Consider the following 15,036-nt stretch of genomic DNA (forward strand, 5'->3'; position numbering starts at 1 on the left):
AAACTGTGAAATATTTGCCGCTACATAATTCTGGCCGACTGTCACGATAGGATTCTTCGCATGAAGAAGACTCTCTTCATCAGGCTTGTGCTGGCTTCTGCCTCCAAGATAGACACCGATGGATTCACCCTTTATTTCATCTGGTGTATATCCGGCGTGATACCAAAGTTTCAAACATTCTTCCAATACCAATAATGCTTGCGGGTCCATCGCCTTTACATCCTCTTCATGGAGCAGGAAGAAATCAGGATCGAAATGGCTGATGTGATCAATGACTCCGGCATAATACGGTGACTGATAACCCCAGCGCTCTTCTGGAACCGGTCCGATTGACGAGCGTCCCTCAGATAATAACGACCAATATGATTCCAGTGTATCCGCCCCCGGAAAGCGGCAAGATAATCCGACAACGGCGATATCATCCTCTGCATAAGAACTCGGTGACGAGGACACCGGCACCTGTCTTCGGCTGACAGAAGCTGGATCCTCCGCAGGGTGAGGTGTGACTGTCTCAGTTCTATTTACCGAAGATGCTTCCGCATTTTCCGCTATCTTGTCTCCAAACAGAGCAGTCAAGGATTCGGCATAAGATCCTACAAGCCAATCAGCAAAGCGCTGAATTGTTGGATATTCATAAAGAATAGATGGATCGAGCGCTGCGTCTAACTTTCGATTAATACGCTGGAGCAGCTGTGCCAAGATAATAGAATCTACACCATAATCCTGAAATAGATCATCAATTTCCAGGTGTTCGCGTTCGATTCTCAGCTCTTTAGAAAACAAAGCAACAAGCCATGTCCGCGTTTCATCTAAAAGCAGCTCATGTTTAGCAGGCTCTGCGTTTTTCCCAATTTTTTCAGGTTGTGATATTAGCAAAGCTTCTTCTTTCAATCCAGATTCTTGCCGTATCCGCCGCTCCATCAGCCGGTCTGGCTTCCAATTTTCCTGATTCGTTATAGCAGGGAGGACAACCGGCTGCAGGGTCCCAGATAAGATTTGATCCAGAAAACGCAAGCCCTCTGAATTCGTAATGCTCAGCAAGCCGCTTTCTCGATATGCTTGATTTGTCACTTCTCCCATACCGGTTTCTTTCCAATTCGGCCACTGAATGCTGAAGATTGGCGCACTTTCCTTATGTGCTTCTGCAAAATAATCCATATAGCTGTTAGCCATGGCATAATCAGCTTGTCCAGCCGAAAGTGCCGGAATAATGGCCGAAACAGAAGAAAATAATACAAAAAACTGTAGTGGCTCATGACTTACATAGTGATATAGGGTTGTAAGCCCCGACACCTTTGGCTCCAGTACCTGCTGCATATCATCAGCTGTTTTGCGGATAAACGCCAAGGTATCCATGTCCGTTATTCCTGCACAATGAATGACTCCGCCAATTGGCCCCATTGTTTGATTGATTTCATGTAAAGCTTGCTGTACTTGTGTCTCATCAGACAAAGAGAGTGACAGCAGTTGAACTTGTATGCCTTGTGCCTCCAGCTCCCGCACCGCTTGAATTTTCTGCGCCGCAGAGGTATTTAATGTCTCAGCATGAGCCCATTCCTCTCGCGGAGGAAGCTGCTCACGTCCTGTCAAAACCAGCTTTTTTACTCCATAGTGTTCCGCAAAATGCCGGGCGCTTAATAGTCCGATTCCTCTTGTCCCGCCTGTAATGAGAAGCACATGTTCTTCCGGGAAGGTCTGTCGCTCTTCGATTCCTTTCCAGGTTACCGGATGCGCTTTTAAGTATGCCTGGTACCTCGAGCCCTCTCTGTAGCAAACCTCTGTCTCCTCAGTATCGGAATAAAACTCCTCAGCGATCTGCTTCGCGAGAATATGAGGATGAACAGAGTCTTCCGCATCCATATGCCTTGATCTCAAATGGCTGTATTCGCTTTGAAGCATACGATACAAGCCAGCACGGGAGGCTCCTGTCATCTGCACGGAAGGGTTTTGGAATGATTCCAGCCCTTTCGTCACACAAAGCAGCATGATTCCCTCTTTATGCCCGTCTTCAACCAGCCTTTGAATCCAGCTAATCCAATGTAGCTGTTCTTCCTCGTGTCCGCCGCAACCGATTAAATCCACAAGGCCGTCAAACTGTTTCCAATCATTACTTAACTGTTCATTGTCAATCCGGCTCACATTTAATATGAGATGTTTCGGGAAATGCTTTGATACTTCAGCTGCCAAGTCTGCCGTCTCTTCATTGCTGAGAATCGCAACAGCCCTTGTCCCCGGCGTTTTTGTGGCAATCGGACTTGCGCTCCATTGTTTTGTCAAAACACATGAGGTGCGCTTTTCACTTTGATCAACGAACTCTATGTTGTCCGGTTCTGAAAGACGTTCCTCTGCCGGAAGCCAATAGTAATCCTTCGCAAACGGGTATGAAGGAAGGCTCATCAGACGCGGTTTGGCCGCCTCGTCATACAGTTTAGCCCAATTGACCGCGACACCTTTGACCCATAAATCCGCGAGCTTGGCGTATTTCCTTTTTCTGATCCAAGCCTCAATAGCCATCGCCAAGTCCTCATCGGCAGAAAAAAGGGCCAACGCTTCTTTGTTTCGATTCGCCTGTCCGCGGAAGAGCCCTTCAGCCCCTTCCTTGCTGTCAACATACGCTTGCAGTTTTTCTTCAAGCTCCTGCATTGTGCCCGCAATACAAGCCATACGTTCATCCATTTCTTCCCGCCCGACTTGAAGCGTGTAGGCGATGCGGTGCAGATCTTGATCTGTATACTTTTTGTCACGAATGGCACCCAGCAATTGTGCAGCCCGATCCATTAGCCTTTGTTTATTTTTAGCCGACAGCACAATAATGTTCGGATGTTCAGTAAGCGCATGTCGGGAACCTGCTTTTGGAATGTATTCTTCAATCACAATATGGGCGTTTACTCCGCCAATCCCAAAAGAACTTATTCCTGCCCGGCGCGGGATTTCGTTTCCGTTCCGGTCTTTGACAGCTTTCCATTCCTCTTTTTCTTGAACAATGTAAAATGGACTGTCAGTAAGCTGCAGGTAAGGATTGAGCGTATCGCAATGCAGGCTTTTGGCCAAGGTTTTATGCTTCATCTGCAGCAGTACCTTAATCAGGCCTGAAATACCCGCTGCCAGCTCCAAATGACCGATATTGCTTTTAACTGAGCCGATCCCGCATCGATGATCCGGAACTTCCGGCTGTATGTGCTCATCCATATTAGACAGTTCTTTAAACGCGGCTTTCAGCCCGTTTATTTCTATCGGATCTCCCAATTCAGTCCCCGTTCCGTGCGCTTCGATATATGTGACTGTACTCGGATCTATGCCTGCCCGGCGATATGCACGCACCAGCAAATCAGCTTGCGCTTTCGGATTAGGCGATGTCAGAGTATTGGCTCTTCCTCCGTGATTTTCTGCCGTACCCCGAATGACGCCGTAAATATGATTCCCATCGCGCTCAGCATCTGCCAGCTTTTTCAGCATGACCATTCCGACACCTTCTCCTCTGACATAACCATTCGCATCAGCAGAGAATGTTTTACATCTACCGTCTTTGCTCAGCATGCCAGCTTTGCTGTAGCTAATGTGCGCCTCCTCGGTTAATATCGTGTTCACGCCTCCTGCGATTGCCATCTCACAGTCGCCGCTTTGCATAGCAGTCACAGCACGGTGAATCGCAACAAGCGAGCTTGAACAAGCCGTTTCTACCGGTTCACTTGGACCATTGGTATTTAAGAAATAACTCATTCTATTCGGACCAACCGAAGGAATCATATGGCCTGTTGCGGCATGACCTTCAATCGGCAGATTTTCTTTATTAAATAAATCTTTATATCCTGTATTTCCTGTGCCGATAAAGATGCCTGTCCCTGTACCTGAAAGGCTCTGCGGCGAGCATCCGGCATCTTCTATCACCTTCCATGCATATTCCATTAACAGCCTCTGTTGAGGATCTACATAATGGGCTTCACGGGGTGATATCCCAAAAAACAACGGATCAAATTCTGCTACACCATCAATAAATCCGCCCCATTTGATGTCAGTCTTATTGGCTTCTGAGTCAGGATTTCCAAAATGCTCCCGCCAATCCCAACGGTCTTTCGGGACTTCCGTGATACTGTCTTTGCCTTCCTCAAGATTTCTCCAGAATTCATCTATGTCATTGGCTCCAGGGAATCGGCCGCTGATGCCGACAATGGCGATCGGCTCATAATCGGCAGTCTGTTTTGTGTTTCTTTCCTCTTTTGGCATAACAGTCTGTTTAAAGCGCTGTTTTCTCCTCTTTGTCATGCTTGGAGCCGCAGGAGCTGTTTCTTCATCTTTTTCAGGAACCGATGATATTACGTTCTCCTCAGCAAAAGCTTCCTTGTATTCATCTATCAGATAGTCAGCCAAACTTTGAATCCTTCCATATTCAAAGAAAATGGTCGGCGTCAATTCCAATTGATATGCTTCATTAATCTGATTCGTAAATACAGTGAATGAAACTGAATCAAAGCCATACTCACTCAGTTCTGTATTGATATCGATATCTTCAACGTTCACTTTTAAAATGACGCTGACCATGTGACTCAATGAAGCTTGCAGGCTGTCTGCAGCAGGTAAAGAGTTGGATGGTTCATCAGTCCCGCTGACGGCTACATCTTGACGCAGCCATTCATCCTGATACTCAGACATTACATATTCAGCCAGGCTTCGTATGCTTCCATATTCGAAGAAAATGGTCGGCGCTAACTCCAATCGGTATACTTCATTAATCCGGTTTGTAAATACAGTAAACGTAACCGAATCGAATCCGTACTCGCTGAGTTCTGTATTGATATCAATATCTTCAGTGTTTACTTTTAAAATCTCTCCGACCATCTGGATGAAAGACTGTTCCAATTTACGGGTTTGGCTGTTATGTTTATCTGCGCTTTTATGATCCATCCGTTTGATTTTAGACCCGGCAGAGAGCAATTTTTGCTTCATTTTCGCAAGCTGACCTTCCATCACGAAGACTTGCGGTTTTTCTGAAGCGATTCCTTGATAAAGGGCTTTAATGCCGTGATCACTTTGCATCGGGACCATCCCTGCGTTTTTCAACATACTCTTTTCAATTTCAGCATCAACTTGCATACCGCCCTCTTTCCATAACGGCCAGTTGAAGGAAATGGTTGTGCCGTTCCGCTTCTTAGACATGGCAAGCGCGTTTCTGTACGCGGCAAATGCATCCATAAATGTATTGGCTGCTGCATAGTCTGCTTGTCCAATGTTTCCTAAACAACCGGACACAGATGAAAACAGGATGAAAAAGTCCAACTGCCAATCTTTGCTGCATTCATCCAGATAAAACAAACCGTTCACTTTTGGCTGTAACACTTCTTGAAACTCTTTATTTGTTTTATGCACAATGAAGTGATCTTTTATGATGCCTGCACCGTGAAGAATTCCATTGAGATGGCCGTACGTCTCTTTGATTTCATCCATGAGCCGTGAGACCGCCTTTTGATCTCCAACATCAGCCTGTTTATAGATAACCTCTGCACCCAACTTCCGGAGAGCCTCAAGCTCCTGCTCCTTATGCTCATTTAAGACTGAGCGTCCCGTAAGAATGATGGCCGGATGAACGGCTCGATTGGCAATTTCTTTTGCAAACAAAAGCCCTAAGCTCCCCGCTCCACCTGTGATAAGGTAAACGCCATTATCCTTCCATGGCATATGAAGCTCAGCAGCTGCCGGACGCGCTATTTCACGCCAGCCTTTGACAAAGCGGTCTCCAGCTTTATATTTGATCTGTTTGTCATCAGGCCTCTGACTGTCGTCAATCAGCTTTTGATGAAGGCCAATGATCTCTTCCGGATTCTCGACCTCAATGACCTGAGCTGTAAGTTTGCTGTACTCCAATTCTGCTGTTTTGAGTAATCCGGACATTCCCGCAAACAGTTGCTTCTCGCCTTTCCCCGGCACAATCACTTGAATGATCAGATTAGCTTTAGAGCGAATCTTCTTTTGTAAGAGTTCAAAAACCTGCTGTGTATAGCTTTGAAAACGTTCAGCGATATTCCCCTCAGTTTCATTCAAAGTAATGACATGCACATTCTGCATGCGGGATGCAATGCCGTCGCTGACCTTTCGTTCGGTTTCACAGAAGACAACGAGATGCTCTCCGTAAGATGTCACCTCTTTATCGCTCACCTCACGCTTATTCCAAATCGGCTCGAGCATTAACCGCTCATGTGTAACTGCAGGTTTTGGCGAATGAACTTCTCCTTCCAACACTCTTGTTGAAAATCCCTTCATCCTTACGCATACGTCCCCAGTCTCGTCAAACAAATCGATATCCGCTTTCTGCACCATATCCCCGCCGTGATCACCGTCACTTAACCGGGCATATGCCCACATCGCAGACGTACATCCTTTGATCACTTCAAGTTCTTCAAGCGCAAACGGCAAAATCAATTTTTGCTCAGTAAATTCCTGCATAATACAGATTGTGGCAGCCTGAACAGCGGAGTCCATCATACTTGGATGCAGCACAAAACGTTCCTGTGTGTCAGAAACAGATGCTGGCAGCTGCAATCGTGCCAAAACCTCTCTGTTTCCGATATTCACTTTCTGAATTCCTTGGAATGCCGGACCATGGAACATTCCTCTGCTTCTGCCTTCCTCGTAAAATTGGTGAGGCGAAAGCTCCTTCCGGCTGCAGCGGCGCTGTAATTCACCAAGATCCCAAGCCGGCTTTTCTGCTGCAGTTATCAGTTCCGCACTGCCTTGACTGTGTATGGCTGAGTCTGACCCTTCTCCGGTACTGTAAATGTCATATGTGATTTTCCCATCCTCTTCTGGAAAGAGACTGATATGCACACGAACCGGCTGACTCTCGACCACTACAGGCTGAACCCAAACGGCGTGATTCAATTTGATTCTGACATCCTGTTCGTTCGTGCTGCCTGCCGCCTTGTTTACAGCCATTTGCGCCATTTCAAGGTAGGCAACCCCAGGGAGCACCGGCTTCCCTCTCACCACATGATCTGTCAGAAAGAATTCCTCACCTGTAAAAACTGAACTGAATCTCTGCTCAGAAAAGTCTGACGTATTTTGATGAAGCAGCGGATGCAATGCACTGACGCCTGTCTGTTTAGCGGACATTCTTCCCGAAAGTTTTTGATCATCCTGTGATGCCCAGTATCTTTCCTTTGCAAAAGGATATGTCGGCAAACTCATTCTGTTTGGACGCACATCTTTGTAAAGCTGTAGCCAATCAATATGCGCTCCTTTACTCCATATCTCCGCCAGCTTGTTCACTTTTCCTTTTTCGATCCACTTCCCAATCAGGTCCGCGCTGTCTTCATCCTCTGTCAGCCATGAAACATCCTTGGCTTGCTGCTTCTCTCCTTGATAACAGCCTTCTATTGATGAATTTCCATTGATAAAATCAGCCAGCCTTTGTTTTAACTCATCCACATGATCAGCGATAAAGGCAACCCGATATTCCATTGCTTCTCGCCCGACCTGAAGGGTATAAGCAAAATCAGCCAGACGGCCGCTTTCAAGCCCTCTTCTTTCCAAATGAACCAGAATGCCATGTACATACTCATGCAGCCGTTCTTTATTTTTTGCCGATATCGGAATGATGCAGGCCCCTGTTTGTTTCTGATCAGCAGAAACTGTTTTGTATTGCTCGAAAATCGCATGAGTGTTTGTCCCGCCAAGCCCGAACGAACTAAGTGCAGCCCTGTGCGTTTTTATTTCATTACTCAATGCTTTCTTTTGATCGACGACGTAAAAAGGAGAATGAGCTAAGTCTGTATTTGGATTAGGCTCCTTATAATTGATGCTAGGAGCAAGCTCATTATGGTAAAGGCTCATCACAACCTTAATGCAGCCTGCCAGCCCGGCGGCCGTATCAGCGTGTCCGATATTGGATTTGACCGATCCGATTCCGCAAAATTGTTTTTTATTTGTATACTGCCTGTAAACTGCCGTCAACGCTGACAGCTCGATTGGATCTCCAAGCTTCGTACCTGTACCGTGCGCTTCCACATAGCTGATAGATTCAGGCTGAATATTCGTTTGATTCATGACCTTTTGAATTACGTCCGCCTGTCCTTTTACACTTGGAGCATAAAAACCGACTTTGTCAGCTCCATCGTTATTTACACCTATGCCTCTTAACAACGCATAGATATGGTCACCGTCTTTTACGGCATCCGCCGCTTTTTTCAGCAATACAACGGCAACGCCCTCACCGCCAATCATTCCGTCGGCAGAGGCATCAAATGCCTTAATATGCCCATCGCTTGAAAAATTCAAACCTGACTGATGCACGTAGCCGATATTTGACTCGGTGTGCAATGTCGCTCCGCCGACCAAAGCATAATTAGATTCACCAGACATCAGGCTTTGATAGGCGGAATGCAATCCGATTAAAGAAGAAGAACAATTGGCATGAACGAAATAGCTAGGCCCTTTCAATCCGAGCTTATGAGAAATCATCGTCGGAATGGTTCCGCTCTGTGCAAGCACCCACGATACATAACCGTCCGGCGTTTCAAGGCTCTCCGTTGTTTCTTTTGGCAAGAGCGCGCGATATGAATTATTGCTTGCCGACATATAAACACTCGTTTCCGGAATCTGTTTGGACACGTAACCTGCATCTTCTATCGCTTTCCAGGAGTGAGTCATGAGCATCCGCAGCTGCGGATCCATAAATTCAGCATCTTTAGGTGATATTTGAAAGAAGCTTGGATCGAACTCGTCCTTCCCTTCAATCGAAGATTTAGCCGGGACATACCGTGAGCTCTCAGTCAGTTCCTCTGAAACACCAAAACTCCGAAGCTCTTCTGTACTGAAAAATTTAATACTTTCCTTGCCGTCTCTAAGGTTCTCCCAAAACTCAGCATGGTTTTTCGCACCTGGAAATTCACACGATATCCCAATAATCGCTACACTGTCCTCATAATAATCCGGAAGATCACCAGTAACATTTTGCATGTGAATAGGCTTATCTGACTTTTCCGCAGATGCTAAAGTCAAAGAGAAACCAGTATCCGCCATTTGCTGTTCAGTGATATATTTACTGATGCCTTTGATCGTTGAGTATTCAAACAAGTCTGTTACAGTAAACTCACAGGATAGTTCATGCTTGATGCGTTCGGACGCCGTAACAGCGAGAAGCGAATCGCCTCCCACATCGAAAAATCCGTCTTCCTGCTCAATGTCATAAACGTTCAGTACATCTTGCCAAATAGATAAAATAGTTTCCTGTATTTTCACAGAAGCAACATTCCCTTGCCTTGGCTGCTTCGCTGTCACTTTTTGTTTCTTCAGAGTGTTTCTGTCTATCTTGCCGTTCGGTGTTAACGGCATTTGGTCAAGCTGGGTAAAATAAGAAGGCACCATATAGGCTGGTAAACTGTTTTTTAAATAATTCCGCAGCTCCCTTGATGATAGAGATAAATTTGCATCTTTCACTGTATAATAGGCAGCGAGCTTCTCGTCTCCGTCCTGTTCAGCTGCAAGAATGACGCTTTCCTGAATAGCCGGATGTTCATTAAGCCGGCTTTCAATATCGCCAAGCTCAATGCGGAATCCGCGTATTTTCACCTGGTTGTCGATGCGGCCGATATATTCAATCCTGCCTCCCGGAAGCCAGCGTGCCATGTCACCTGTTCTATAAAGCTTTGACCCAGGCTCAAAAGGGCTGTCTATAAATCTTTCATTCGTCAATTCACCCTGTTTGTAATAGCCCTTTGCCACTCCGTCCCCCGCAATGCAAAGCTCTCCCGGGACACCAACCGGAACAGGCGTAAGCTGCGAATCGGTAATATAAATCCGGGTATTTGCGATAGGCCGGCCTATCGTGATATGAGAGCTTTCTTCATTCACACGCTGGACCGCAGACCAGACTGTTGTTTCCGTAGGTCCGAACATATTCCAGGCTTCACTGCCCGTATTGAGAAAATACCGCTTTAGTTTTTCAGGTAAAGCTTCGCCTCCGCATAGAATCTTGACTCCCTCTTCATTTTTCCAGCCTGAATAAAAGAGCATTTTCCATGTCGCAGGGGTTGCTTGCATGATTGTCGGTCTCATATCTTGTATGTCGCGCTTCAGTTTTTCAACGTCTTTTGTATGTTCAGTTTGGCAAATATGGCACTGCGCCCCCTTTATCAAAGGGAGATATAGCTCTAAAGCAGCTATATCAAAACAGTAGGTTGTTACAGCAAGCAGGCTATCCGCTGATGAAAGACCAGGCGTCTCACCCATGGAAACGAGAAAGTTTGTCAACGCTTTATGCGGAATCATGACACCTTTTGGCTTCCCTGTGCTGCCGGACGTATAAATGACATAAGCCAAGTTTTCCGGCTTGACGGTGCGCGAAAGAACACGACGATCAAAAGCGGCTTGAGTGATCTCATCCCAGTCCTGATCTAACAAAACTGTCTGAATCCCATTCCAGCTTAAAGTATTGGCCAATTCGGAAGTAGTCAGTGTAATGGAGACTTCACTGTCCTTCAGCATGTATTCCAATCGCTCAGCCGGATAAGACGGGTCTAACGGTACATATGCTCCTCCTGCCTTGAGAATCGCTAATAAACCCACAATCATTTCCAGCGATCGATTCACATAGATACCTGCCAAGCGATCCGGCCCCGCTCCATGCGCCTGCAAATATATGGCCAGCTGTGTGCTTTTTTCATCAAGCTCCCGATACGTCAATGTTTCACCTTTATAGCTGACAGCCGCCCGATTAGGCGTCTTTTTCGCCTGCTGCTCAAATAACTCATGAAAACACGCATGTGGATAATTCTTGTCAGTAGCGTTCCACGTTCTGAGAATCATTTGTTCCTCTTCGTCAGTTAATAAAGAATACTCTTTTAAAGACTGAGAAGGACTCCCAACAGCCTGTTCTGTTAAATAAACAAAATGATCGAACATAGCGGAAATAGAAGCGGTATCAAACAGCCCAGTATTGTATTTGATGTTCAGCTCCATTTTCTCTTCTTCTTCCCATAGCTCAAACACCAATTCGTATTCACCCTCTTGATGAATACTCTCAACGAAATCAACAGAAAAGGAATCCTTATATTTACTCAACAGACTTTGATAACTTCCAGTTTGAAGAAAATTCTGATAGAAAAAAGCTGTCTGAAAAACAGGTGAACCTGCTTGCTGGCGAGAAATATTCAAATCCCGCACCATTTTTGGAAAAGGATAAGCCGCATGATCCAGTCCGTCGAGGATTGTGAATTGCAATCTCGAAACGAACTCAGAAAAAGTTTCTCCCGCTTTCAGTTCACCTCGAATAGGCAGCATATTGAGAAAATGCCCAATAGAGGAATCAAATCGCTCTTCAGGTCTCACCATCGCAGGCATGCCGACGATCAGTTCTTTCTGATCATAATAACGGCCTAACAGCATCATATAGCAGCTCAGCAATACCGTTGAAACATTTGTAGAATGCTCTTTGGCAAACGATCTGACACGCTTCATTAAACTGCTGGGCAGCCGCCGAGCGTATGTGTCTTCCTTAAACTCTGAAACGGACGTACTGGTGCTTACAGCCGGCAGCTGAAGATTCGGCAATGTGCCCGATAGCTGTTTCCGCCAGTACGAACGATGTTTCTCGCCGTCTTCACCGGCAAGCATGTTGTGTTCCCAAGCGGCAAAATCATGATAAACGGCCGGTGAAACAGACTCTTTCGGCTCCTGTCCTTCTAATAGGAGCTTATAGCTGTCAAAAAGACTGCGAATAAACGTCAGAGAAGAAATCCCGTCAAAAATAATATGGTGAATAACCACAAGCAAAAAGTGCTCTTCTTCTGATCTGGAAAAAACACGGACGCGCATTAACGGGCTGTTTTCCTTTACAAACGGTTCTTTTACTTGTTTTCTTAGATAAGCAGTTGTGTCAGACTCTTTCATACCCGAAATGTCTTCTGTTTTGATATCAAGAGATAGCGCCAGCTCATTTTTGAGGCAAGGCACTCCGTCTTGTTCTTGAATCACATGCTTTAATATCGGATGCTGTTTCAGCACATGGTGAAAAGCTTGCTTTAAAGTTTCAAGGTGAAGCGCTGACGTAAATCGAAAACAGAGAGGTACGTGATACGCGCTATTTTCAGGTGACATTTTTTGCAATGTCCACAAACCTTTTTGAACTTCAGAAAGAGGTTGAAAGGCTGCTTGCTTTTTTTCCGCCTCTTCTGATTGGGGTGCGTCAATGCTGTCTTTGTCACCAGACAGGCTGCTCCGCAAATCTTCTTTTTCTGACAGATAGTTGGCCAGTGATTCGATTGCAGGATACTTATATAACTCTCTGGCTGTGAGTCTGATGCGGTATTTTTTCTCGACCGCCCGAATAAGCTTCATCATCTTAATAGAGTCAATACCGAGGCTTTGGATATTGGTGTTGGGCTCAATCCAATTGCGGGAAACATGAAGCTCATCAGTAAAACAGCTGAGCAGATATTCCTGTATATCTTCTCTTATTCTTTTGGCATCATCTGCTCCCTGTGTCTCTCCCTCACCGTTTATACGGTTCGGTTTGTGAAGCAAGTGGTCGAACTCTCCATTTTCAAATGCCGTTTTCAGCTGTGTGCGCTGAATCTTTCCTATAGCTGTTTTCGGAATCTCTTCTTTATGCACCGGCAGCAAAAATTCGGGAGTCACACCGATTGTCTGCATGACATGGTACTGTATGTTTCTAAGAAGCTGAACGATTTCATCATCATTCATCTGGGTGGAAGTAACAAAGAAGATAGCCAGCTGATCCGTTGTATTGTTATTCACACGGACAGCACAAGCGGCAGTATAAGAAGTTTCGATTTCCGCTAATTCTTCAACTGCGGATTCAATCGCATGGCTGTAGTAATTGACACCATTAATAATAATCGCATCTTTCGTACGGCCCGTAATGGTTAGACGCCCATTGCGCAAAAAACCGAGATCGCCAGTTTCAAACCAGCCATCCTCCGTAAACACACTCTCATTCAAATCCGGGCGCCGATAATATCCGCTGGTAACAGAGAGGCCAGAGACTTGAAAACGGCCGATCTCGCCTTCCTCAACCAATTCATTATGGTCATCCACAATCCTCATGGAGAATCCAGGAATCGGGGAGCCTATTTCCACAAAACCATCATCATCGCTTGTTGCGGCACGGGTAAACTCACGAGAGAAAATCACGCCGGATGAAGTTTCAGACATGCCCCATGCAGGGCGAATCGCGTCACCAGGCAATCCGTGAGGTTCTAAAAGCTCTAGCATTCTGCGCCCGACTTTAGCGACCATCGCTTCACCGCCATTGAGCATATAGCGCATGGATGACAGGTCCCAGTTTCGATTTTTCATTTCATCAGAAAAATCAGTGACAAGTCCGAAAGCAAAATTCGGCGCCCACGTAACAGAAGCACGGTAATGATCAATCCAATCAAGCCATTTTAGAGGTTCCATCAAAATCGTTTCACTTGCGACGTTGATTTCTTGGCAGCCAAGATAGACATCCCGCAAATGAAGCATCCCAATGCCTCCGACATGATCAAACGGCATCCAGTTAAACGTGATATCCTCTCTTGTAAAACCTTGCATTTGAATAATGCCTTTCACCATGCTTAAAATATTTTTGTGATTGAGCATGACTGCTTTGGGAGTGCCCGTACTCCCTGAAGTCAGCAGCAGAAGCGCCAAATCTTCAGGATGAGCTTGATGCCAGTCGGTTTCCATCTCATCACGGTAAAGATCCTCGACAGCCAAGGCGCGAAAACCTTCAAGTTCTTGCTCTTTTGCCCAATCAATCATTTCCTGAAGCAATTCCCGACTCGTAATCACCGGCGGCCTGTCAAGAAGTGTCCATGCGTCTTTCAGCTTTTGAGTCCCGCTGTTCGACTCTGTGTACGTCGGGGCAACAGCTAAAGGAGCCGGAACAATTCCAGTTGAAACACAGCCCCAGAAAGCAGGGATAAATTGTGAATTGTCACCAAGCTGCAAGATCACATTGTCCTTTGCTCTCAGGCCAGATTGACGGAGCCCCTTCATAATACGCAGCGCATCCTTCCATAAACGGCCGTAAGATTGCTGAATCTCAGTTCCATCCGGCTGCAGATAAATGATCCCCTTTGTTTCTCCAAGCTCCGCTGCAGTTTTGTATAAAACCTCGGGTATTGTAGCCGGTTGATCTTCGGATATATGTAATGGCTCCCCATAGCTGACAGAGGGATTAGCTAATCCGCGGGTATTCACATCATTTCTCATAGAGCTGCCTCCATTTCACCTGCACATTTTTATGTATCACACGACGATCATTTTTATTTTCAATTAATTCCCATACAAACCTGTGATTCTCGTTTTGACTTCGTCTTGATGAAATGTTTTCTCATGCATAACGAGCTCCTGTTCTATCACGCTGGGAAGCTGCTCGCGAAGCGGCGCAACCAAGTGGTCCTTTAGTGTAATTAAGGAGTTTCTCGGTTTTTCCGCCAGCTCACGCGCCAGCTCCACAGCATACTCCAAAACTTCAGATCGAGGGAGGACTTTAAAGGGGATTCCTCTTTTTTCGAGATCGGCTCCCCGGTAATTGCCTGCATTCATTAATAACTCCTGCGCCAAGCTGAACCCGAGTTTTTGGGGAACGATAAAAGTAGCTCCCATACCCGGCGTAAACCCGTATTTCATAAAATTAGTGGTATACACGCTCTCCCTGCTCAGAATAACAAAATCAGCAAAGAGCCCCATGACAAAGCCGCCCCCAATTCCGTGACCCTGCATGGCAGCAATGACGGGAATTCTGCAATCAAGTGCCAGTGAATAGAGATTATCATCAGTAAACTTGGTGATTCCTTGCTGGATTCTCAGCAATCCTTCTTGTGTTCCGCCTGAAGCAAAATAATTGTCGTATCCCGTTAAAATCACTGCTTTATAGCTTTGGTGATTGCGAATGAATTCGAACGCTTGAATTAATCCGTCTGTGAGTTCTTGCGAAAACGCGTTTTTATGAGCACGGTCATGCATCTTGACCTGAATAATAGCGGGCTCGATTTCAAAAATCTCTACAACAGAATGCGTCATGATGTCCTCCTAACG

2 protein-coding genes (1 of these 2 only partly in view) are annotated in these 15,036 nt (G+C 45.8%); both read right to left on the bottom strand.

What is annotated here, in order from left to right; genetic code table 11:
• Window positions 1-14,208, bottom strand: partial view of a non-ribosomal peptide synthetase gene (locus LNN34_RS06875; RefSeq protein WP_229043027.1) — the 5' portion only. The gene continues 945 nt to the left of window position 1, outside the view; only the first 14,208 of its 15,153 coding nucleotides appear in the window; the start codon lies at window positions 14,206-14,208; its stop codon lies beyond the left edge, outside the window.
• Window positions 14,209-14,271: 63 nt separating this feature from the next.
• Window positions 14,272-15,021, bottom strand: coding sequence for a polyketide synthase (locus LNN34_RS06880; protein WP_229043028.1), 750 nt, complete (start codon window positions 15,019-15,021; stop codon window positions 14,272-14,274).
• Window positions 15,022-15,036: the final 15 nt, after the last annotated feature.

The sequence above is a fragment of the Bacillus sp. AF23 genome (genome assembly GCF_020861455.1).
Lineage (GTDB): Bacteria > Bacillota > Bacilli > Bacillales > Bacillaceae > Bacillus > Bacillus halotolerans.